The sequence below is a fragment of the Cytobacillus sp. SAFR-174 genome (assembly GCF_051964675.1).
Classification (GTDB): domain Bacteria; phylum Bacillota; class Bacilli; order Bacillales; family Cytobacillaceae; genus Cytobacillus.
Map to the genome: position 1 here is coordinate 253,181 of NZ_JBQCMZ010000004.1, position 21,644 is coordinate 274,824.

The window sequence follows — 21,644 nt, forward strand, 5'->3', positions numbered from 1 at the left end:
CCTCTTTATCCCTCAACTGCCTTTTTCGACCCAGAAACAGCCTTTTGCTCATTTTCTTCCGGAGCATAATCATCCTGAATAGTTGAGATAACCTTTTTGGTTGAGCTGCTTATTTCGTTTTCAAAATAAGGTTCATAGGCTTCAAGCGGTGCTTTCTTGCCAATTTTAACAGCAATTAAAACGCTTACAAAGGCAGCTGCCAGAGCAATGATAAATGGATTAGTTGCTCCCAATACCTTCGCAATGATATATACGAGCGTACCAACAATAATGTTGGCATATGCACCCGCGCTGTTCATTTTCTTCCAATATAAACCTAAATAGACGACAAAGAAGAAAGCGGCGCCGAATCCTCCGTACACATACGTGAATCCCATAGCCAGCAGCACAGGCGGTTTAATGGCACTCACCACTGCTAAGACACCAAGTGCCAGAACGGTATATCTTAAATGCTTTTTCGAATTTTCCTCAGTAGTTTTTGATGTGAATATATTTTTGTAGATATCATAATACAGCGATGTCCCGCAATGCAGCAGCATGGAATTGGCTGTCGATACGGCTGCAGCACATAAAGCGACTAAAGTAAGTGCTCCCACTAAAGGATGCGCATATTCCGTGATCACCAGCGGCATAATATAATCAGTGGTTTGTCCTGCCGGAAGGCTGGGAATCAATGTTTTCGCACCAAGACCAATAATGATTAACGGAACGAAAATGGCGATTAGCAATACGACTGAGATCATCATCTGCATGATGGCTACTTTAATGCTTTTAGGCGCCAGCATTCTGGCTACCCAGTGAGGGGAAACGGCTGCCCCAAGTGAATTGGATATGAAAATAGAGAAGAGCGCACCTAAGCCAAAGGTTCCGACTGGAGATAATAAAACACCCTTTGATAGACTTTCTCCTCCCACAACGGTTGGTGCAGTTGTAGCCGCCAGAGTATCATAAATATTAGAGAATCCCCCTGCTGCAGCCAATACAGCGACAGCCCCCAGAACTACACCTAAAATGATTAAAATGGTGTTCACGGTATCTGTAACAGCTACTGACCAGAAGCCTCCTATGCTTGTAAAAAGAAGGAAAACAAGAAAAGCAAAAATAGCTATTTCATATTTCATACCTGTTATAGTTGAAAAAACAATTCCAAACCCGACTACTTGCAGATGAGTAAAAACAAAATATCCAACAAGCATAAGTGCCGCAACCAGCGTCCGTAATTGGCTGTTCTTTTTTAATGGTTCATATCGGAGATGAATAAATTCAGGGAAAGTTTTTGCCGGCGATTCCGGTCTCCTGACTTTATATGCAACAATCGGAATTAAAGCGGTACCAAAAAACCATCCCGCAACCCATCCTATGATGGCTGCCACTCCCGAACTATATAAATAACCCGGAACACCCATGACAGAGGCAACACTGACCCATGTGGCAACAGACGTACCAACCCCAATAAATAAGCCCATCCGGTGTCCGCCAGTTGTAAAGTCTGACATGGATTCAACATTCTTCAAGCTCTTCAGACACGTCCACACGATAAATAGTAAATAAAATGAAAATACAGCGATATACCACATTCCTGTCACCACCTCCTATTTAAATAGTTTTCCGGAATATCCCCAGCGCTTCACTTTTGACTTTTCGACTTTATAACACAGAATTGTACCGCATATCAATGAAAAAGCGATTGTGGCACCCCAAATCAACAATGCTATAGCCATGGATTATCTCTCCTTTACAAGTTCACTTGGTTTATTTTTCATTTCCTCGTTTAAAGATTCGAAAAAAGGTAAATTGTCAGAAAAAACCGGAACTGCTTTCCTATTTTCAGCATCCGATACCAGCTCCACAACTAAATCGTTATAAGGAGTAGGAATGCCGAGAGCTTTCCCTTTTTCCGAAACATGGCCATTAATAAAGTCAATCTCAGTCTTCACTTTCCGCACTAAATCCTGCAGCATACTCGCTTTAAGATTTCGGTGTGGAGACCAAACCTCATGGTAAAAGTCCATTTTCTCACTAACCTTTTGACCTTCCTTCAGTTCCAGGAATTCCATGTCTTTTCCCTGCATATTGGTTAAGTGAATCCCTTGCGCATGTGCCACTTTAATGGTTTCATCCGCAATATAAGCCAGGCTGGTCATTGCTTCTTTATTCGACAGAACTTCGCCGAACGTACAGCCGAGTGCCGCAGACATTCCGCTGAATGTCGTATTCATTAATAACTTTGTCCACTTAATTCCGCTAATATTGGACGTGATTTTGCAATAGCCGACATGTTCCAATACCGCTTTTACATCTGATAAGCGGGGTGTGATCCTTCCGTCCGTTTCCCCTATCTCAAATGCATATTTCTTTACAGTCTCCCATTCAGTAGTCAGTTCAGACTCACCCGGGCCTTTCCATGTTGCGCCAAAGCCAACCGCCCCGCCAATCGTCCTGCTGCCGCCAACTATGGAAGCAACATACTCTTCGGGAATTCCGTTCTGAAGCGTACAGACGATGCTGTTTTCGTGCAGATATGGAAGTAATTGATGAAGAGATTCATAGGTAAATACCTGCTTGGTTAATAGAAATACTAAATCATATGAGCTGCTAATTTGATCTGGTGTCAAGGCATTGACAGGAACCGTCTTATTTATAAAACCTGAAAGCTTTGCACCGGATTGATTCAGCCTATTTACATGACTTTCATTAATATCGATTAAATCTACTTTTTCTCCCCCTTCCGCCATTAGTGCTCCAATGATTGTTCCTAAAGAGCCTGCACCCATAATCGCAATATTCATGTTAAATCCCCCTATTCTTGTTACTTAATCTAGTTTTGAACACCTTTCAGTGATGTAACCAGACTGCCTCTATTCAGCTTATCAATCCCTAAGATTTTTCTGGCCTCAGCTGGAGTGGCAACCTCTCTTCCCAATGTTTGAGCCAGGTTTGCTATTCGATTCACGAATTGAGCATTCGTTTCAGCTAATTCACCTCTTCGAAAATAGACACTATCCTCCATTCCTACCCGAACATGTCCGCCTAATAGAATACTCATCGTATTGATGGTTAACTGATCTTTACTTGCACCAATTGCCGACCATGTAGAACCTTCCGGAATGCTATCTATTAAAAACATCAGGTTTTTAGGTGTTGCCGGCATTCCTCCATGAACACCCAGTACGAATTGAAAATGGAATGGATCATCAATCAATCCCTTTTTAGCAATTCTTAACGTATTGTGAATCATGCCTACATCAAAGATCTCAATCTCCGGCTTGATTTGCCGTTCTTTCGTAACTGCCGCCAATCTTTCCAGGAACTCAGGCGTATTGTGAAAGACACCTGAGCCAAAGTTCATGGTCCCTGCATCAAAAGTCGCCATTTCTGGGTTTAATTCACACACCTTTAGCCGGTCTTCATCATTATTTCCGATTCCCCCTGCTGTTGTTAAATTTAAGATAATATCGCATTTATCCTGGACGCGGTCAATAACTTCTTTATACGTATCCAGATTTAGTGTATTTTCTCCCCTATGATCCCTTACATGAATATGGGCGATAGCCGCCCCCTCTTTCCATGACTCATAAACAGAATCGGCAATCTCTTTTGGTGATAATGGCACATAAGGCGTATGTTCCCGTGTTGTTTGTGCTCCTGTTGGGGCTACTGTAATTATTAATTTTTCCATTGTTGATCCCTCTTTCTGCAGAATAAATTCTTCTTTTTCTATTGATGCAATTTCTGTGCCAAAAGTAAAAAGGCGTTAATACAGCCTTTTCTCTAATAAAGATAAAAAAACCGATGATAAAATTCATCGGTTTTTAAATAATCTGACTATTTAGTCGTCTTATCAGGCATTTGTTTTGATGAAATAATTCATCAGTACCGATTCGATTTTGCATCACTTAAGCTAATACCCAGCCTTTTAGCCTTTTTTACGATAGTAGATTGATCAACTTCTAAAATAGCGGCTGCTTTTCTTGTACTTCCATAAAGTTTTATTGCCTTTTCAATGGTCTCTTTCTCGACGTTTTCCACTATTTTCTTTAAACTGAGTCCTTCATTTAATGATTTTGCACCATCCAGCTCAATATTTAATAACTTCATTGCATGGTCAGCACTAAACCTCTTGAATTTTTCCGAAACGATCACCATTCGTTCTACCACATTTTGCAGCTCTCTTATGTTTCCAGGCCAGTTATACCCTTTAAATACTTCGAATACTTCCTTTTCTAATTGCACTTCTTTACTATATTTTGCATTATAAATGTCTAAATAATGTCTGACTAATATCTCAATGTCTTCTGATCGTATCCGAAGCGGCGGAATATGAATCGGAAATACATTTAACCGAAAATACAGGTCTTCTCTAAATTTCCCTTCTTTTACAAGATCGTATAAATCGCAATTGGTTGACGCCAGGATCCGGACATTGAATTTAATCGGCTTTGTCCCGCCTATACGTGTAACCTCTTTTTCCTGAATAATCCTTAGCAGCTTCGACTGCAGCTCAATCGGCATCTCTCCAATTTCATCCAGCAGCAAAGTGCCTTTATCAGCCAATTCAAACATGCCGATTTTCCCTTTACTGGATGCACCGGTAAAAGAGCCGCTTTCATAGCCAAACAGCTCCGACTCCAGGAGACTTGCAGGAATGGCAGCACAATTGATTTTTATAAAAGGCTTGCCATGCCTCTCACTATTCATATAAATTTCATTGGCGACAACTTCCTTTCCAACTCCTGTTTCTCCAGTTATGAGGACCGTTACATCCAAATTGGCCACCTGGTGAATCATCTGAATAACAGGTTTCATCTCCTGGCTTTCTCCAATTAAACTTTTGGATGTCTGTAATTTTCTGAGATGTTCAATTTCATATTGATTCTTCAGCTTATCCTTTTCAACCTCTTGCATACGCTTCTCTGAAGCTGCTAATTTTTCTTGCATTTCCAGTAAATCCGACATATCCCGATTGATTACTACGACCTTTTTGATATTGCCTTTCTGATCAAAAATGGGATTACCTGATGTCAGCACTTTGACCCCTGTCCGGATTTCGGCTACCGCATTAATTGGTTTTTTGGTTCTAATAATTTCAGGGGTGATGGCGTTCTTATATAAACCTTCCTTCATCAGATCTCCCACGTACTTATTCAGGACAAGATCAGGAGCCAGGCCGGTTATTCGGCTGTAGGCCTTATTCACATATAACGTCTTTCCTTCTCCGTCTGAGATATAAATTCCATCATAAAGTTCATCACAAACCTGTTTATAATCGCCTTCATTTAACTCTTTGATTTCTTTAAAAATGTTGAGCAGCCCTGTTTCCGTCTCTCTCTTATCCAGAGAATGGAGTGGCGAATTTTTAATTGTCTCTAACAAATTTTTTAAAAATTCCTGCGAAGAAAATAGTTTTTCTTTTGTCATAACATCCTCACGCCCCCCCCGTTTTCTGATCTTATTTGAATATTTAAACAAGTTGTACATAATTATAGAATTTTAGAAGAGTTATTTTCAAGGACGAAATGACTACAATTTGATACGGGATAGCCTATATGAAGATTCCTTTACCAAAACACCCTGTAATTGGATATTTATGTTAACATATTACTTAGATTCTCTAAGCCAATCTAGAATCTCATGATCCAGCTTTATGATCCTGTCTAAAAACAATAAATAGGACGACACACATACATAGAATAACGAAAAACAGCCAGAATACATCCGTAGCAAAGTCCATCCCACTACCTCCATTTAAGTATTTGCCCCACTTTAAAAAGAAAGCGGTGAAAATGTTGAGTAAGAGTAAACGAATATTACTAAGCCTATTTGCCATCCTCATTTGCCTTGCGCTATTTGTGATTGGAATCCTATTTGCCGGAAAAATGCCTTTCCTAACCGTGCTGGGGATAGCCGGACTTAGCGGAATCTATTATGTTGTGTTCCGGCTTGTAAGGACATCAGCGAAGATAGAAAAATAGCTTAGATGAAAAGGAGATAAATATGAATACATTTAAAAATATCATAACCACAAAAGAAGAATTTGCGTCTTTTCGGGAGGAAATCGGCAAGCCGAGTGCACGTGCCGCCGGCAAAGTCATCACTTTCATCGATGAGCACTGCATTGATTTTATTTCCAAGTCGCCTTTTTTAACGATGTCCACTTCAAATGCAGCCGGGAAATGTGATGTTTCGCCAAGGGGGGATGCCCCCGGGTTTGTGACAGTTCTTGATGAGCAGCATCTATTTATTCCGGAACGGCCGGGGAATCGAAGAATGGATACCGCTCATAATCTTATCGAAAACCCCAACATTGGTCTTCTTTTTCTCATACCAGGACTTGGAGAAACACTAAGAATTAATGGTAAAGCTTACATATGCCGTGACCCGGAGCTCTTAGAAATGAGTATAGCCAATGGCCGCACTCCTTTATTTGGCATTTTAGTAGAAGCAGAGGAATGCTTTATCCATTGTGCAAAGGCATTGATCCGATCGGGATTATGGAACGGGGAGTCCTGGCCTGCGAAAGAAGCCCTTCCTTCCGCCCCTGCTATGCTGGCAGCCCATACAAACCTGCCGAATCAAACCGCTGAACAAGTGGCGAAGGATCTTCAGGAAAGTTATAAAAACAGATTGTATTAAATATACGGCGCGAAAAAAGGAGCTGAACAGGTTTGCTGGTTAAAAAGAAAGCATCTGAGGGAAAGAAAAACGGCGTTTCCTATCTGAATGGCCAAATAAAGTTTCAGGGTGTTTCCTTAAACGTGCACAGCTATTTAACGGATGGAGTCTTAATTGACACCGGGGCACAGTCTCTCCATAAATTCTTTGAACCGTTCATTGATGAATCAGACTTTGACCAGATCATGATTACCCATTTTCATGAAGACCATTCCGGCTGTGCGGCATATGCTGAAAAAACGAAGAAACTCCCTATCTATTTAAACGAAACATCCATTCCTTCCTGTGAAAAAAGGGCTGATTACCCTTTATACAGAAAGCTTTTTTGGGGCAAAAGGAAGCCGTTTCGCGCCCAGGCGATTCCGGATTCCTTTTCCTCCCGAAAAGCGCACTGGGATGTCATCGACACTCCCGGACATGCTTTCGATCATAAAGCCTTTTTAAACCGGGAAACCGGCCAGCTGTTTACGGGGGATTTATTTGTCAGTGAGAAGACCAAGGTGGCTTTAGCAGAAGAAAGCATTCCGGAAATTATCCGCTCCCTTGAACGCGTTCTAACCTATGACTTTGAAGATGTATTCTGCAGCCACGCAGGCTTTGTAGAAAATGGACGAGCAGCCCTTCAGCGAAAACGGGACTATTTGCTGTCCATCCAGGATGAAGTATCCTCACTGTATAAAGAAGGGAATTCCGCTGACGCGATCTGTCAGAAGCTGTTTCCAAAAAGATACCCCATCGTGAAATTTTCACGCGGCGAGTGGGATTCCAGGCACATCGTCACATCGATATTGGAGGAGTGCAGCTCACGGTAAGCAGACTCGTCATGGAGCGAGTTTCTATGATTCACTGTCTCTATCTCCTTTGCCTGTTTTTACATGGTTTTATTTCCCAATTTTCTTAATAATGATACAATTAAAATGTAATAATTTACATAAGGAGTGGATTCATTTGTCTATCACCACTAATGGTAAAACGATTATCAAAGAAGCTGCCATTCATTCACCAGTGGAATTCGTTTGGTATGCCTGGACGATTTCCGAAAGAGTGTCTGAGTGGTTTGCACCTGAAGCAGCCATTGAAGCCAGGGAAGGCGGGAAATATGAACTTTACTTCGTACCCGGAAATAAAACGGGAATGAATACCAGGGGCTGTAAAGTCACAAAGCTGAAGAACGAAGAAGAGCTTCACTTTACCTGGAAAGGCCCAGACCAGTTCGAGTCCATCATGAACAATGAAGACGAATTAACCATTGTAAGTGTGAGCTTCAAGCCAATCAATGAAACTGCAACCAACGTGATGGTGACACACAGTGGATTTAAAGATCATGAAGAATGGGCTGAAGCTATTAAATGGCACGAAATGGCTTGGGCAGGTGTGCTGGATAGTTTAAAATCCGCTCTGGAAAAGGGCAAAGGCAACTTATGCTGCCAGCCTTAATCCAATTAGTAAAGAGAAATTTAATAGTCCTCTTTTTTTAAATAATCCACCAAAATAAAAGTGATTATGGCAACTCAAATGACGTAAAAAAGCAAAAGGGAGCTGCCTGACAAGAATTCGCTCCCTTTTCTGCGTAAAAACTTTATTAAAATCCTTACTACAACCCATCAAACCTCACTTCATACAGGTATTTCATCTGTTTTTCCAGAACCCAGGCCGGAATATGCGGGAATAGTGCATCTCGAAGAGCTACAGAAACACCGTTATTCAGCTGGGCCACCCTTCCAATCCTGTTTGACATTCTGGTAATTTGACTGGTCCGCCGTGTTCGTTCGTGTTCATATCTTCCCAATGCCTCTTTAATTGTGGGACTCCTTTTTAAATGACCTGCGAGGATGATTGCATCTTCAATAGACTGTCCGGCCCCTTGCCCCAGATTGGGCGTCATGGCATGAGCTGAATCACCGAGCAAAACAATGTTCCCAAATACAAAGCGGCTGATTGGCGGGAGATCATAAATATCATGGTGAAGCAATTGGTGATCAGACGTTTGTGCCAGTATGCCGGGGATTGGCTCGTGGTAGCCTTCAAATATCCTGGTCAAGTTCGATACAGTAAAGGCTCTTAATTGAGAATCCTTTGCTTTGGCATTAACGCAGGCAAACCAATAAATTCGGTTGTCCGGCAATGGTACGATACCGAAGCGTCCTCCGCGGCCCCAGGTTTCTATAAATATTTTTGGATCATAATCCCTCAAGTTCGGTCCTGCCTGCACAACCGCCCTCCAACAGGTGTATCCCGAATACCGTGGTTTTGCATTCGGCATCAGTGTTTCACGTATGGTGGAGTGAATGCCATCCGCGGCGATCAGCAAATCCCCTTCCTCCGTTAAACCGTCTTCAAACCATACTCTCACTCCGGAGGCATTTTGTTCAAAACGCCTGCAAGTCTTTCCAGTATGAACAATTTGCTTCTGATCTAAAGCGCTCATTAGCAGCTCCAGGAGCTTTCCTCGCTCAATCGCAACATTATCAAGTCCATACTTGCGGCTGATTAAAGCTGTGTCCGTCCGCTGCAGGATTTTCCCTGCAGGTGTTAAGATGCGAAGTTCATCCAATGCCTTTCCTTCCTGAACAACCTGATCTCCCACACCAAGCTGCTGCAATGCACGGACAGCATTTGCGCCAATTCCGAGCCCGGCACCTGCGAAACGCACTTCATGCTTACTTTCAAAAACCTTCACTTCCATCCCTATTTTGCGAAGGGCAATGGCTGCGCTGAGCCCTCCGATGCCAGCGCCTATGATGATTGCTTTCATCGTATCACCGCTTTCATGTACATATAATCCAACCATTGAATTAATCTACTATTTTATTTATTTCTTAACTTATTTAATTCTGGAATATGTTTATAAATATCCGATACTTTATCTACAACCTCTAACTTCACTGCATCTCCGCCATTTCCCGTCATGGCAGTATTTATAAATCCATATATTAATCTCAGTAATGTTTTAGCATCAGCTTCTGTAAGATGATTAACAGCATCTATCGTATTCTCAAACTCATTATTAACAGCAGTTTCTTTCAATGTAATTCCTCCAATAAGATTTCAATATCCTTCTTAAACAAACCTGCCCCTTTTATCGAATAAGAAAAAGCAATGCTTATTTGTGCATTGCCTGCTTTCCTTCTGGACTGTTAAATAATACTTAACTCTAAATATTCGTCAGCTTCCTTAAACCCAAACTTCTTATATACAGGTCTTCCCATATCAGATGCACCAAGCCATATTCTTGATATACCAGATAGTTTGACTTCTTCAACTAATTTTGATAATAAATTTTTTGCAATGCCTTGACCTCGGTAATTTTCGTGAGTGTACATATTTGCAATATATGCCTTTTTCCCGGTTTTATTGGTATAGCTAGGTGGGAAATCATAAAAAATTACTGCACCACAAGCTATAATTTGTTCACCATCTTCTACAAGCCATTGGATAAGCCTGCCCTCACTTAACTTTTCTCTAAAGAAAACGGATAGTTCCTCATCAATATCAATACTTGGTTCTAACCCCTCATCAACTAATTGTTTTTTTCTTAGCTCAACCATTTTTTCAATATCGTTCAGGTTTGCTCTACGATATTTCAACATCTAATCACTCCTAACGATGAATTGTATTCTTCATTCTCATTAATAAAACCTTCTTAAACAAACCTGCCTGATTCAGCAGCTGATCTTTACTATAAGCACCCTATTAGCTGGTTAAGTTGAAGATGATATTAGCTTTTCCCCAAAGAAAACCCATCAAACAACCGTCCTCCGAAGGGTTGCAAGACAGAATAAACTAATTGTATAACTTGATTTTTATTACCAGTCTTATAAAAAATATCAAAAGCATCTACAAAATGATTTGCGAACTCCTCATCGTAACTTCTCAATGAACGAATTACCCATTTAGATGCACCAATCCATTGACGGTTTGTTCTCAAAATGAATTCGCTTAATAATTCTGCAAGTGTATTAGCTATAAATATTTCCTCTGCTCTAATAGAACAACCTATAAAATCATCCAGTGCATCCGTAATAAAATATCGCTTTGTATTTATAGTTTCTACTGACCATTCTTTTGGACCTTGACTTAATATATCCATAGCCTCTTTTTTTATGGAATCAATTATTCCAACATCTTTTAGGACAATTCCTTCTGAAACCATCCTTGGCATTGAAGGTCTCGCTCTTTCATAATCCATTTCAAAAAATTCCTTATATGTGGTTAAGTTATGTACAAATACCTCAATAGCCCACCCATATGCTATTAAGGACTCTCTGTAGGATGAATGAAGGTTATTATCGAAAATAACAATATCAAGGTCAGAAGTTTCTGTTGCTTCACCTCGAACCACACTACCTGCTAAGAGAGCTCCCTGACAATTCGGAAAATGCTCATTAATAAATTGATGTGCTGCTTCGAACGGGGTTAACTTTTTTACTTTCCTCATTGAAGATAGACTTAAATAATGTGTTGAATTTGGATAAATATTTTCCTTTAAAAACCCAAAGGAAGTATAAAATTTGTCTCCTTGTTCTGTATCTGTATGAAGTACTAATACCTTAAAAAAGTGTTTTGCATCGTTAATGATTTGGTTTAACAAAAGTCTTCCTAGACCATTTCTTCGATAATCCTTAGAAACATAAAACCTTCTCAGCCGTCCAACTTTTTCATCATTGGAAAACGGATCTATATTAAGCCCTCCAATAGCAATCAGTACACCTTTTTTGTTAAATAAACCATATAAAGATTCCCCAGGCTTATTAAAGTTATTAGTGCCATTCTTATAATCATTAACTAATCTTTCAAGAAACCGAAAACCCTCATTTTTGCTTCCCCTAACTAAATGGGTTAAATCAATTTTAACCAAACTTTTTAATTGCTTCACTTTAAACTCTTCCATATCTTCCTCCGAAAAAGCTCTCATAATATAATTCTCCCAAGAAAATCTTCCTATATTTATACTGCAGCCGGTTCTCAAAGACGCCTTTGTTCAATTGAACTTATTCTATATCGCTTCTATATTTTTCAGGTAATAACTCCATGACATTACACTTTACCAATTCACTATTATAAGAAATGATGACATCCGTTTCTTTGCCGTAATCACTAATTAACTCTCGACACATCCCACAGGGAGCAACCACCCAGCATTTCTCTATATCCTCGTGTGGGTGAGGATGGGCCACTGCTACTATTGTTTCAAATTCGTGTTCACCTTCAGATATAGACTTGCCAATAGCCATTGCTTCACCACATACAGTTATTCTCCCAACATTCGCTTCAACGTGAACTGCTGAAAATACATTACCAGATGTTGTTCTGACTGCTGAACCAATGTGATGCCGTCCATACCTGTAATTCTTTTCAATCACTTTTTCTGCTTCTTTTATCAATTCGTAGTCTTTATCTTCTAAAGGTCTTACTTTTAACAAAATAGATCTCCCCCATCTACTAGTCCACCGTTATCTTAATACATATCCTTCTGAGTAAAATTCCAAAACGCCACAGCCAGGCAGCCTGCCGTCCAGACTCCAAGCACGGTCAGTGAAAACGGCAGGGACATCCCTTCAATCGGCGGCGCCTGTCCTTCCAGGTAGTTAATCAGATCAAAGTTCAGATTCACTAGATATTTGGAGCTGGTCCAGCTTGAGCCGATGGAAGACAGCAGGGTGCCAGCGATTAACACAGCCATCATGGCACCAATTCCCGTCGCTGTATTTTTCACCAGGACGGAGATCATCAGGCTGATCGTTCCAACGACCGCTGTTACCACCCACGCAAGCCCGGCTGACATCAGCAGGTATTCCCACATCGGCAGGGTATGAATGTACTCCGTTGAAAACTCCCCCGATGCAGAAGCTTGAAACCCGGTTAAGATAGGTGCGGTCCAGCCGTCATATCCGAGGACGATCCCTGAAACCCCATAACAGACGATTACCGTAACCGCCATCAGCATGGAGGTATACAGCAGCACCGTCAGCCATTTCGCCATCAGGATCCACCACCGCTTAACCGGCCGGGACAGTAAGGTTTTGATTGTGCCATCATTGTATTCCCCGCTCACAATATCCGCCATGATAATGATAATGAATAACGGCAGGACAAGCGTGACTCCCTGTGATAAAAAGATGCGGATAAACGTAGGGGCGCCAGGATAGTTCGGGTTGATATCATTGTCCAGATAATACTGCTTTTGCTTCAGATCAAATTCGAGGAACTGTCTGAACTCGTCCTGAATTCCACTTGATGCCAGCCGATTTTGCCGGTCGACAATCTCCTGCTGAAGCTCCACCCGCCAGTCCAGAGTGCCCTGCTTTTCAATTTTCTCCTGTATCTCCCGGTATTGGGCATATGTAAACATCGACACCAGAATAACTAATATAACGCCGACAACCGCGAGGCGTTTTTTGGAAGCGATCTTCATCACTTCATTGCGAATCAGGCCAACCATATTCGGATTAGACAATATGATCGCCTCCTGTCAAACTGATAAATAGATCCTCCAAGGTCTGCACTTTCCTTTCGATCGTCCATACCTCAATGCCCGCTTTCATTAGGGCTTCATTCAGGATTGAGGTTTTGCTTTCCTCCATAAGCGTATGTATCGTATGGTCATCGTACAGTTCTGCCGCCTGGACATGCGGGGATTCCTGTAAAATAGCAAGCGCACGGAAAGAATCACTGACTCTCCAGTCCACACCGGCGGACAGTGTACCAACCAGATCGCTCACACTGCCGACCTTTACGATTTCTCCATGGCTCATAATAGCCACGCGATCGGCCAGCAACTCGATTTCACTTAAAATATGGCTGGATACGAGAACCGAAAGACCCGTTTCATCGACCAGCTTTCTGATAAATTGGCGAAGATCCTTGATTCCCATCGGGTCCAGTCCATTCGTGGGCTCATCCAGTATCAGCACATCCGGCCGGCCCAGCAATGCCTGTGCGATTCCAAGCCGCTGCCGCATCCCTAAAGAATAGGTCCGCACCTGATCATCAATTCGCGCAGTCAGATCGACCAGATCAATGACCTCCTGTATCCGTTCATCATCTACATTCGGCAGCATCCGGGCAAACATCTGCAGATTTTCACGGCCGCTTAAATACTTATACAGCTCCGGATTTTCGACGATCGAACCAAGGCGCTGCATCGCCTGAACGAATTGCTTTCTCACATCGAATCCGCAGATGTGAATCTTTCCGGACGTTGGCTTAATGAGCCCGACAAGCATCCGGATCGTAGTGGTTTTCCCGGCGCCATTCGGACCGAGGAATCCAAAGACTTCGCCTGGATAAATGTCAAATGATATATTATTAATAATCGTTTTCTTTCCAATGATTTTCGTTACATTTTCTAATTGTACTGTTGGCTTTACACTCATAGCATCACCCCTGTTCTATTCTAACTAAATTTTCGAACATTAACTCTTTTGAATACTCCATTTGAGAAAAAAATTGATAGAATCAAATTAGAAGGAGAGGTCAAAACATGAAGAAATGGATGTGGCCGTTATTTTTCACCCTATCCCTTGCCCTGACAGTTCTGTTTGGATATGGACTTGCCAGTGCCTATATGGATGTTACCAGCCCGCCCCGAGGAAAAATTTTAGAGAAAACAGAAGATAAACCTGTCACACCTGGCGATGCCTATGTCGCCCTTGGAGATTCATTAACAAGGGGTGTCGGTTCCTCAAAAGGAGAGGGTTTTGTCTCGCTTACTGGAAAAGAGCTGAAAGAAAAGAAGATGGTTGATCGCTTTCAAAACCTTGGAGTACGCGGCGCCAGAATTGAGGATTTGCTGACACAACTGGAACAAAAGGAAGTCCAGAGATCTCTTAAAGAAGCCAAAATAATCTCCATCACCATTGGTGGCAATAACCTTTTTAATAGCGGGAAGATACTCGAGAAATATTCAGAGGAAACCGCACTGGGCATCGTGAACACCGAAATTCCGAATCTGGAGAAGACATTCAAAAGCATTCGCGAAACCAATCCGAATGCCGTTATCGTCTATATGGGACTTTACAATCCTTTTAAGCAATCGCCCAATGGGGATTCATTTGATTCCGTCATCCAAAAATGGAATGAATCTGCCCGGACATTAGGCTTGAAATACCGAGTTCAAATAGCAGATACCTTCAATCTGGTCACAGATGCCAAACGCGATCTTTCCAGTGATGTCTTCCATCCGAATGATGTCACTTATCAGGAGATGGCTGAAAGCCTGTCACTTGTCATTGAAAAAAATATCGTTGAATAACCAAAAGGTGAATCTGCAGCAGATGTGCGGATTCACCTAAAATGGGTTTACATTCGCAGAGATCGCCTGAGACCTGTATGAAAGGCTTTCTTCTAATGCCTGTAATCCGATATTCTTTTCCTAAGCCAGCAAGCCTTTAGAACTTGAACCGGCTTACTGTATCTTGAAGCTTCTCAGCCATTTCCGATAAATTATGGGCTGAAGCAGACACTTCTTCCATAGAGGCGAGCTGTTCTTCAGCTGATGCAGCCACGCCTTGACTATGCATGGAAGATTCTCTTGAAATAGCTGTCACTCCTGTTACAGCCGCAGAAATTTCCTGGGTGCTGGCAGACATTTGCTGGGCGGTCGCTGCCATGCCATCAACCTTTAGTCCTATATCCATCATGAATCGTAATATCACTTCAAAACTCTTCTGTGTTCGGGAGACTATTCCCAAACCATTTTCAACTTCCCGCTTTACTGAATTCATGGAATCTGTGGATTGGTTCATATCATTCTGAATTTGCCGGATCAACTCAGAGATTTGAGAAGATGATTCCTGGGATTGTTCAGCCAGCTTTCTTACCTCGTCTGCAACTACAGCAAAGCCTTTGCCATGCTCCCCTGCTCTTGCCGCTTCAATTGCAGCATTTAGCGCCAGCAGATTGGTCTGGCTGGCAATATCTATAATTACTTTTGAGATATTCTCAATTTGCTTCGACCTCTCATTTAATAGCTGGACTTCCTTGCTGGTTTCGATCACAGTAGTATGAATCAGGTTCATCTGCTGAGAAGTTTGTTCTACATATTTGCCGCCTTCTTCTGCACGGGCCCCTGCTTCAGCAGTATTTTCGGCTATTTCTGCAGAAGACTCCGCAATCGCTGCAATGCCGCTTGTTACTTCTTCTAATGCTTTTGCACTTTCTTCTATGCTTTGGGTCTGAGTTTCCGCTCCGCCGGCAACCTGCTGTATGGCTTCCGTAATTTGTTCAGTCGCCTTGCTGGTCTGTTCTGCCCCTGCAGTTAACTCCTCTGATGAAGCAGCTACCTGATCGGAAGTACCCAAAACCTCTCTGATCATGGTTATTAAATTCTCCTTCATTTCATTGTAACTTTTTGAAAGATCTGTTAGCTCATCACCCGCATCATCTATTACTTCTGCAGTAAAATCTCCTCTGCCAGCCAGTTCTAATGCACTTTTAACAGTTGAAAGACGCTTCTGCAGCCTTTTAGTAAACCAGAAGACAACTAGAGATGCAACAGCAGCAACAATTAAGATAAGGATCAGGAACTTTGTCATGAAGTCCGATAGAATTTTATCAATAATGGTTTGGGGAGCGCCTACATACAAGATTCCAACTGTTTCTCCGCTCTTATTCTTCAGCGGCATGTAGGCTGTTTGAAAGATATTGCCTGTAACTTGAGCTTCTCCATAATAATTTTCACCTTTTTTAAGTACAACTTCACCCACTTCAGGCGAAACAGAGGTTCCAATATTTCTCTCACCGTTTACAAAGACATTCGTTGTAATGCGGGTATCCCCCTGAAAAATGGTAATCGAATCACCAGTATCCTGGCCTATTGCATCAACAAGTTCAAAATCATTATTAAAGAGGTGATCTCCTCTATACAGCTTGCCATTCCGGATTTCCCATTCACCAGGAAACTTATTCCGTATGTACCTTTCACTTAAACTAAGGTCACCCTTAGCTTTTTCAATTGCAAATGCCTTAATCCCCTTGGTTACTTCATTTACTACAACGCCTCCGATAATAACAGACAGCAGCAGTACGATGCTAATTACAATTAAGTTGATTTTTGTTCCTAACTTGAATTTGAACCTCAATTTAACATTACTCCTTTATGAAATTAAAATGTTTTCCTGACTGAACTATAAAAAAATATAGTTTCATCTTCCTTCCACAATAAAAAAAACACTCACTTATCTTGAAATACAAGAAAAGGAAGTGTTTTAAGAATCTGGCAGGAGCGCTGCCCATTCTAAAAGTTCCGTTTTAAATAAGTTTTAACGTGTATCAGCCAACAGGGTCCCTATTCTGTCTACACCAAAAGACCTATTTCATCACTTTTATTTTCATCAACTTCTAAATTATAGCAAAGAGACCATTTTATTCAATACTTTTTACCTATTAGCACCTTAGAAATATTTTCCACATATGAGCTGTTTGCCCTGTCATTTTCCATTGTATTTTCAGGATCCCCTGACAGCACCGAAACCTAAAACACTTGCCGCAATTCAATCTGCCCTTCCCCATGTCCTTGAGGATCCGGCATCTGCATGGCCCACTCGATCGCTTCTTCCCTCGAATTCACATCAATCAGAATGAACCCGGCAGTCAGTTCTTTCGATTCAGTAAATGGGCCTTCCGTAACCACAGGCTTTTCCCCTGGTCCCGGATAGGAAATGCGAATTCCATTTGAACTTGGATGAAGTCCTTTAGCCATAACCCGCACGCCCGCCTTAACCAACTCTTCATTGTACTTCGTCATGGCTTCCATGAGTTCAGGGCTTGGGAGCTTTCCGGCTTCGGAATTCTTTGAGGCTTTGACAATCAGCATAAACAGCATAATTACTTCCTCCTTTTTTTGAGACAAACCCTCTAATAGGCCTCCCGCTTGGAGAATAGTGATCTTAAGCATAAAAAATGTCTGTCCGTTGCATGTCCTTATTTCTTTAGGGTATTCAATCCTTCAGAATACGAGCTTTCCTGCTAACTTTACAAATAAATCTCATCAATCCTTTGTGCGCGGGAGGAAAGAGCGTGAAAAAAATATCCATTGTTCGGCGCATGGGCATTGGACAGATAATCGGTTTATTTCTATGAACCCCATCTAAAGCAATTTTTGCCAACTTTTCAGGAGTCATCATTTTTTGCTTTTTTAATTGCCGGGTGATAACCGCTTTATTGATATTGATTGCTTTCGCTGCTTCAAAAATAGGTGTATCAACAAATGCAGGACAAAGAGCACTAACATGAATGCCGAACTCTTCCGCTTCATAATGAACCGAGGTGGTTAAGCCCACAACCGCATGTTTCGTTGCAGAATACGCCGAAGATACAGGAGAAGGTCCTAATCCTGCTGCAGATGCTGTATTCACAATATAGCCGAATCCTTGTTTTTTCATGAGATTATACCCTGCTTGTGTTCCATTAATAACTCCCCATAAGTTAACGTCCATAATTTCTTTCCAGTCTTCTATTGTCATATCATGGAGCTCACCATACATGGCAATGCCCGCATTATTAAAAAGATAATCAATCCGGCCAAATTCATTGTGTATTTCTGTGAGTAACCGTTCTACATGATCATATTCACTTACATTTATATAGGCATACCTGGCGGTTATTCTTTCATTATTCAGTTCTGCCTCAAATTTTTTCCCCGATTGTTCATTAATATCTGAAATAATGACAAACACTTTCTGTTGAACTAATTCTCTGCAAAGTGCTTGCCCAATACCTGAAGCACCACCCGTTACTACCGCAATCTTTTTATCCATACCCAACCCCCTCTCTATAATTTCGCCTTTCTAATCTCTCTTTTTACTGAATTGCGTCTTGATTGTGGCCTGTCATACGCTTGATTTCAGATGCATACATATCAGCAGCCATTTGGGCACCAGCACTGTTTAAGTGGATGCCATCTAATGTCAAATGCAGACCGCGTTCTTCTGATAGCCTGTCTATTCGTAAAGGCTTTTTATAAAAGAGGACATCCGCCATGACTCTCATTACTTTTGTGCTGATATAATCTGAAGTGTCCACTTTTGATAGGCGGCTGAAAAAAAAGGATTGCATATCCAAAAAGCTGACATTTGCATATTTACGAGTGATAGTTTGGATATGAACATTCAATTCCTTGAGTTCATTGTTTGGAGCATTATTTATATTTTCACCAACTAATGCTGGGGTAACTGCTGCGGCTTGTTTCGATGATTCAAGTACCAGCTTTAATACTTTATCGTAATATTCTAAAAACTCATTCTGATCTTTCGCTGCGGGCTGGGCCTGAACACTCAGCAGTTTTGAATACACATCATTCACACCAATCCAAAGGAAAGAAAGATCATATTCCGTATCTAATTTTGTTTTTAATAGACGAGCATGTAAACTTTTAACTGTCTCGCCTGGTTTGCCAAGATTAACGAATGTTATGTCCGGGTACTGTTTCTTTAATAGGTTATAGAAAGAAACTCCAGGACGGCCTTCAGTTAGACTGTCACCAATTAAGGCTATTTTCATGTCTATTTCCTCCTCTTAATGGATGCTAAAAAGATGGTAATGGCCTCGTTAAAGAGAGGTTCAAGCTTGCTCAGCTCCTGTGTGTTCGTTAATTGACACAGCCCTCCGAGCCATGTTCCAACCAGCAGGGTCCAGTCATCAATATTTCCATCTTCAAATTCTCCCTTGTCCACTCCTTCCTGAATAATGGTACGATAAGCACCCATAGGAAGAACCGCCAGCTCATATAATGCTTTTACAGACTCTGCACTTGAAGCAGGATTTGAAGCAAGTTCTTGTCCTCCTTTTAGTAGGGGAGTCTGGTAATTATAAAGAACATGCATGGCCATTCCATAGAGTTTCTCTGCTGCGGTAGCATAAGCTGATTCCTTGGCCAGCCATTTTGCATGCCAATTCTCCATCGTTTTTTGCGCCAATGCAACAAACAGTTTTTCTTTATTTTGAAAATGATAATAAATATGTCCTTTGCTGTAACCAGAGGCTTTTGATATGTCTAGTACTGAAGTTTGATTGTATCCTTTTTGAGAAAAAATCAAGGCGGCTTTTTCCATAATGTCACGCTTAGCTTCTTCGCTGTTATAACGCCTTTTTTTCAAGACTAACTCCCCCCCTTCCTCAAATTGAACGACCGTTCTAATTTATTATATAGATATTTCCACTTAAAGGGAACTATTTATTGATAAATTCACAAATTTTACATTTTTCCACTAACTAAAGAACTTTCATAGTTAAATGCCATATATTCAATGACAATGTTTTCATTAATTGTGGTCCTTCCTTAGTGCATTAGAAAAAGCCGCCAGTTTGGCAGCTGCTTTAGCAATGAATATAGCAAACTCTCTATCTTTTATGCTCAATCAATAAATTGCGGAGCTACGGTATGGATCATTATATCCGCTTTGTTTATGTATGTACCTTCCCTCTTCGAAATGTTTCCTCTTCTCTTCAAGCATATCTGCCAAACGATCAGAATCATCTATGTAAACCAATACTTTACTGACCTCTTTCTTCAATCCAAAATATCCTTTATATGTAATAGGTTCATGAAAGAGAATTTCATGTTTCAGCTCATCTGTGATTCCAAAGATTTTAGTCAGGACTCTAGGAAAAACAGTCGCATGAAATACTTCTTTCTCATGAAGTATTCTGCCATTTTGACTATATTTAAGTTCTGCCTTTTGTATTAGCTTTATATCCCGTAGATGAAATGAAATTTCCCGTCTCGCCCCTATTTTCATTTCAACCATATTCTCTCTTATACGTATAGGTGTGTTCCTTACCCAATTATAATCCCCGATCATATAAATAATGCTATAAATATGGAGCGCTGACATAACATACGCATAGGCTGGTTCTTCCTTTTTCAGATAAATATGGAAAACGATCATCTCTATAACCTGTTCGTGCAAAAGAGCGATGAACAGCCAAAAATAAGCTGAGTTTTTGTACAGAGGAAATGAATTTTCACAATCCTCTCTTTTTCTTCCCCAGCGAAAGAAAGCGTAAAATAAAATTTTCCATTCTTTCACGATTATCGTAATAATTGGATTCTGGTCAATCTTCCCTTGCCTGTATCTTATAAATAAATAGACTGCAAAGACTTCAAGCAGCACTGCCAATACAGCTAGTGAAACTATCATCTGCTTATCCATTATGCCCCCTCCTCACGCATGCTTTTTATGTTCATACCAAAATATTATGTATTGGATTGCCCCCATCCCTGTTAAAAGGATGACAGGGAAGTAAGGAATATGGTTAAGGTAAGCAGTTAAAGCGATAGCAAGAGGAAAAGATGAAGCAAAGAAAATATAGACTTTTCTGGTCGCTTTATACGTAATCCATTGAAGCCCTTCGTCTTCCTCTTTAAATTCCATAGGCATTAAAGTGGGTTTAATTTTATCCTTGGGATTTTTTAAATTGTAAATGGGGATTGCGGAAAGTAAAGCCAGAATAGGGATGCCTAATACAAGAGGATCAAGATTCAGCCAAGCTGGAACATCTTCAGAATAATAATTTCCCAGCATGATAACCCCCAGCCCGAGAATTAGTACCACATTAAAAATGGGGGAATGAAAAATTTTCTTTAACATATTTATTCTCTTTCCAGATAAAAAATTTGTTCAACGGGAACTCGAAAGACTGTTGCCATCTTTAAGGCAAGAGTAATGGACGGGGCGTAGTCCCCTTTTTCGATTAGACCGATCGTTTGCCTTGAAACATCAATTTTTTCAGCCAAATCCTGCTGAGTTAAACGGTATCTTGCCCGCAATTCGCGCACAGAATTTTTTAGCATATTTACTTACTCTCCTTCTATTTATTTCCTCTTTATCGTAAATGATCATTTGCAAAATGTAAACTTTAGTTGTCATTTTGACATAAAATGTTAACATCCTGCAATCGAGTAGGAGGGGGTGATTAACCCCCGACCTCTCACACCACCGTACGTACCGTTCGGTATACGGCGGTTCGAA

General features: G+C 41.0%; 24 protein-coding genes and 1 pseudogene. 5 read left to right on the plus strand and 20 right to left on the minus strand.

From position 1 onward, the window contains the following. Positions 1–5: 5 nt before the first annotated feature. The 4 genes from ACTHRG_RS06560 to ACTHRG_RS06575 form a co-directional block, all read right to left on the minus strand. On the minus strand, positions 6–1,577 hold the full coding sequence (locus ACTHRG_RS06560) for a sodium:solute symporter family protein (RefSeq protein WP_076257783.1): 1,572 nt from the start codon (positions 1,575–1,577) through the stop codon (positions 6–8). A gap of 147 nt (positions 1,578–1,724) precedes the next feature. Continuing rightward, complete coding sequence (locus ACTHRG_RS06565) at positions 1,725–2,789, minus strand: ketopantoate reductase family protein (protein ID WP_076257784.1); 1,065 nt, start codon at positions 2,787–2,789, stop codon at positions 1,725–1,727. A gap of 29 nt (positions 2,790–2,818) precedes the next feature. Next, on the minus strand, positions 2,819–3,679 hold the full coding sequence (locus ACTHRG_RS06570; protein ID WP_035325753.1) for a 3-keto-5-aminohexanoate cleavage protein: 861 nt from the start codon (positions 3,677–3,679) through the stop codon (positions 2,819–2,821). A gap of 191 nt (positions 3,680–3,870) precedes the next feature. Continuing rightward, a complete protein-coding gene (locus tag ACTHRG_RS06575; RefSeq protein ID WP_076257785.1) occupies positions 3,871–5,418 on the minus strand; it encodes a sigma-54 interaction domain-containing protein in 1,548 nt (515 codons plus the stop codon). 368 nt (positions 5,419–5,786) lie between these two features. On the opposite strand from ACTHRG_RS06575, the gene ACTHRG_RS06580 reads away from it, so the two are divergent. The 4 genes from ACTHRG_RS06580 to ACTHRG_RS06595 all read left to right on the plus strand — a co-directional run bounded on the left by ACTHRG_RS06580 (position 5,787) and on the right by ACTHRG_RS06595 (position 8,109). Further along, complete coding sequence (locus ACTHRG_RS06580) at positions 5,787–5,972, plus strand: hypothetical protein (RefSeq protein WP_076257811.1); 186 nt, start codon at positions 5,787–5,789, stop codon at positions 5,970–5,972. Between the two features lie 22 nt (positions 5,973–5,994). After that, a complete protein-coding gene (locus tag ACTHRG_RS06585; RefSeq protein WP_076257786.1) occupies positions 5,995–6,633 on the plus strand; it encodes a pyridoxamine 5'-phosphate oxidase family protein in 639 nt (212 codons plus the stop codon). A gap of 32 nt (positions 6,634–6,665) precedes the next feature. Then, positions 6,666–7,484, plus strand: a complete 819-nt coding sequence (locus tag ACTHRG_RS06590) for an MBL fold metallo-hydrolase (protein WP_076257787.1) — start codon at positions 6,666–6,668, stop codon at positions 7,482–7,484. Positions 7,485–7,620: 136 nt separating this feature from the next. Further along, positions 7,621–8,109, plus strand: a complete 489-nt coding sequence (locus tag ACTHRG_RS06595; RefSeq protein ID WP_076257788.1) for an SRPBCC family protein — start codon at positions 7,621–7,623, stop codon at positions 8,107–8,109. Positions 8,110–8,266: 157 nt separating this feature from the next. Here the strand turns inward: ACTHRG_RS06595 and ACTHRG_RS06600 are convergent, their stop codons facing one another. The 8 genes and pseudogenes from ACTHRG_RS06600 to ACTHRG_RS06635 form a co-directional block, all read right to left on the minus strand. Next, positions 8,267–9,463, minus strand: a complete 1,197-nt coding sequence (locus ACTHRG_RS06600) for an FAD-dependent monooxygenase (RefSeq protein WP_083675322.1) — start codon at positions 9,461–9,463, stop codon at positions 8,267–8,269. A gap of 17 nt (positions 9,464–9,480) precedes the next feature. After that, on the minus strand, positions 9,481–9,699 hold the full coding sequence (locus ACTHRG_RS06605) for a hypothetical protein (protein WP_076257789.1): 219 nt from the start codon (positions 9,697–9,699) through the stop codon (positions 9,481–9,483). Positions 9,700–9,809: 110 nt separating this feature from the next. Continuing rightward, positions 9,810–10,259 (minus strand): GNAT family N-acetyltransferase, encoded by a 450-nt coding sequence (locus tag ACTHRG_RS06610; RefSeq protein ID WP_083675327.1) that lies wholly within the window; start codon positions 10,257–10,259, stop codon positions 9,810–9,812. Positions 10,260–10,390: 131 nt separating this feature from the next. Continuing rightward, positions 10,391–11,110, minus strand: coding sequence for a nucleotidyltransferase domain-containing protein (locus ACTHRG_RS06615; protein ID WP_076257813.1), 720 nt, complete (start codon positions 11,108–11,110; stop codon positions 10,391–10,393). Between the two features lie 6 nt (positions 11,111–11,116). Next, a pseudogene (locus ACTHRG_RS06620) lies at positions 11,117–11,563 on the minus strand (GNAT family N-acetyltransferase); the annotation flags it as partial. Positions 11,564–11,663: 100 nt separating this feature from the next. Beyond that, positions 11,664–12,095, minus strand: a complete 432-nt coding sequence (locus tag ACTHRG_RS06625) for a cytidine deaminase (RefSeq protein WP_076257791.1) — start codon at positions 12,093–12,095, stop codon at positions 11,664–11,666. 35 nt (positions 12,096–12,130) lie between these two features. After that, complete coding sequence (locus tag ACTHRG_RS06630) at positions 12,131–13,129, minus strand: ABC transporter permease (RefSeq protein ID WP_083675323.1); 999 nt, start codon at positions 13,127–13,129, stop codon at positions 12,131–12,133. After that, positions 13,122–14,048: an ABC transporter ATP-binding protein gene (locus tag ACTHRG_RS06635; RefSeq protein WP_076257792.1), complete on the minus strand. Its 927-nt coding sequence runs from the start codon at positions 14,046–14,048 to the stop codon at positions 13,122–13,124. The genes ACTHRG_RS06630 and ACTHRG_RS06635 overlap by 8 nt, the downstream gene beginning before the upstream one ends. A 107-nt stretch (positions 14,049–14,155) precedes the next feature. Here ACTHRG_RS06635 and ACTHRG_RS06640 point away from each other — a divergent pair, with 107 nt between their 5' ends. Beyond that, complete coding sequence (locus ACTHRG_RS06640) at positions 14,156–14,926, plus strand: SGNH/GDSL hydrolase family protein (RefSeq protein ID WP_076257793.1); 771 nt, start codon at positions 14,156–14,158, stop codon at positions 14,924–14,926. A gap of 136 nt (positions 14,927–15,062) precedes the next feature. Here ACTHRG_RS06640 and ACTHRG_RS06645 read toward each other — a convergent pair whose 3' ends face one another. The 8 genes from ACTHRG_RS06645 to ACTHRG_RS06680 all read right to left on the minus strand — a co-directional run bounded on the left by ACTHRG_RS06645 (position 15,063) and on the right by ACTHRG_RS06680 (position 21,466). After that, the gene (locus tag ACTHRG_RS06645) at positions 15,063–16,754 is read right to left on the minus strand and encodes a methyl-accepting chemotaxis protein (protein ID WP_440230859.1); all 1,692 of its coding nucleotides are present in this window, start codon (positions 16,752–16,754) and stop codon (positions 15,063–15,065) included. A gap of 392 nt (positions 16,755–17,146) precedes the next feature. Next, complete coding sequence (locus tag ACTHRG_RS06650) at positions 17,147–17,497, minus strand: YciI family protein (RefSeq protein WP_076257795.1); 351 nt, start codon at positions 17,495–17,497, stop codon at positions 17,147–17,149. Between the two features lie 115 nt (positions 17,498–17,612). Beyond that, on the minus strand, positions 17,613–18,431 hold the full coding sequence (locus ACTHRG_RS06655) for an SDR family NAD(P)-dependent oxidoreductase (RefSeq protein ID WP_076257796.1): 819 nt from the start codon (positions 18,429–18,431) through the stop codon (positions 17,613–17,615). A gap of 43 nt (positions 18,432–18,474) precedes the next feature. Then, the gene (locus ACTHRG_RS06660) at positions 18,475–19,173 is read right to left on the minus strand and encodes a GDSL-type esterase/lipase family protein (RefSeq protein ID WP_076257797.1); all 699 of its coding nucleotides are present in this window, start codon (positions 19,171–19,173) and stop codon (positions 18,475–18,477) included. 2 nt (positions 19,174–19,175) lie between these two features. Further along, the gene (locus tag ACTHRG_RS06665; RefSeq protein WP_076257798.1) at positions 19,176–19,769 is read right to left on the minus strand and encodes a TetR/AcrR family transcriptional regulator; all 594 of its coding nucleotides are present in this window, start codon (positions 19,767–19,769) and stop codon (positions 19,176–19,178) included. A gap of 261 nt (positions 19,770–20,030) precedes the next feature. Continuing rightward, positions 20,031–20,825, minus strand: a complete 795-nt coding sequence (locus ACTHRG_RS06670) for a hypothetical protein (RefSeq protein ID WP_076257799.1) — start codon at positions 20,823–20,825, stop codon at positions 20,031–20,033. A 12-nt stretch (positions 20,826–20,837) separates the two neighbouring features. Then, on the minus strand, positions 20,838–21,263 hold the full coding sequence (locus tag ACTHRG_RS06675) for a hypothetical protein (protein WP_076257800.1): 426 nt from the start codon (positions 21,261–21,263) through the stop codon (positions 20,838–20,840). 2 nt (positions 21,264–21,265) lie between these two features. Next, positions 21,266–21,466 (minus strand): helix-turn-helix transcriptional regulator, encoded by a 201-nt coding sequence (locus tag ACTHRG_RS06680; protein WP_076257801.1) that lies wholly within the window; start codon positions 21,464–21,466, stop codon positions 21,266–21,268. Positions 21,467–21,644: the final 178 nt, after the last annotated feature.

Excerpts from the sequence above, each read along its gene's own strand:
- ACTHRG_RS06560 (WP_076257783.1), bottom strand. The coding sequence starts at position 1,577 with ATGTGGTATATCGCTGTATTTTCATTTTATTTACTATTTATCGTGTGG.
- ACTHRG_RS06565 (WP_076257784.1), bottom strand. The coding sequence starts at position 2,789 with ATGAATATTGCGATTATGGGTGCAGGCTCTTTAGGAACAATCATTGGA.
- ACTHRG_RS06570 (WP_035325753.1), bottom strand. The coding sequence starts at position 3,679 with ATGGAAAAATTAATAATTACAGTAGCCCCAACAGGAGCACAAACAACA.
- ACTHRG_RS06575 (WP_076257785.1), bottom strand. The coding sequence starts at position 5,418 with ATGACAAAAGAAAAACTATTTTCTTCGCAGGAATTTTTAAAAAATTTG.
- ACTHRG_RS06585 (WP_076257786.1), top strand. The coding sequence starts at position 5,995 with ATGAATACATTTAAAAATATCATAACCACAAAAGAAGAATTTGCGTCT.
- ACTHRG_RS06600 (WP_083675322.1), bottom strand. The coding sequence starts at position 9,463 with ATGGTTGGATTATATGTACATGAAAGCGGTGATACGATGAAAGCAATC.
- ACTHRG_RS06615 (WP_076257813.1), bottom strand. The coding sequence starts at position 11,110 with ATGAGGAAAGTAAAAAAGTTAACCCCGTTCGAAGCAGCACATCAATTT.
- ACTHRG_RS06635 (WP_076257792.1), bottom strand. The coding sequence starts at position 14,048 with ATGAGTGTAAAGCCAACAGTACAATTAGAAAATGTAACGAAAATCATT.
- ACTHRG_RS06640 (WP_076257793.1), top strand. The coding sequence starts at position 14,156 with ATGAAGAAATGGATGTGGCCGTTATTTTTCACCCTATCCCTTGCCCTG.
- ACTHRG_RS06650 (WP_076257795.1), bottom strand. The coding sequence starts at position 17,497 with ATGCTGTTTATGCTGATTGTCAAAGCCTCAAAGAATTCCGAAGCCGGA.
- ACTHRG_RS06655 (WP_076257796.1), bottom strand. The coding sequence starts at position 18,431 with ATGGATAAAAAGATTGCGGTAGTAACGGGTGGTGCTTCAGGTATTGGG.
- ACTHRG_RS06660 (WP_076257797.1), bottom strand. The coding sequence starts at position 19,173 with ATGAAAATAGCCTTAATTGGTGACAGTCTAACTGAAGGCCGTCCTGGA.
- ACTHRG_RS06670 (WP_076257799.1), bottom strand. The coding sequence starts at position 20,825 with ATGGATAAGCAGATGATAGTTTCACTAGCTGTATTGGCAGTGCTGCTT.
- ACTHRG_RS06675 (WP_076257800.1), bottom strand. The coding sequence starts at position 21,263 with ATGTTAAAGAAAATTTTTCATTCCCCCATTTTTAATGTGGTACTAATT.
- ACTHRG_RS06680 (WP_076257801.1), bottom strand. The coding sequence starts at position 21,466 with ATGCTAAAAAATTCTGTGCGCGAATTGCGGGCAAGATACCGTTTAACT.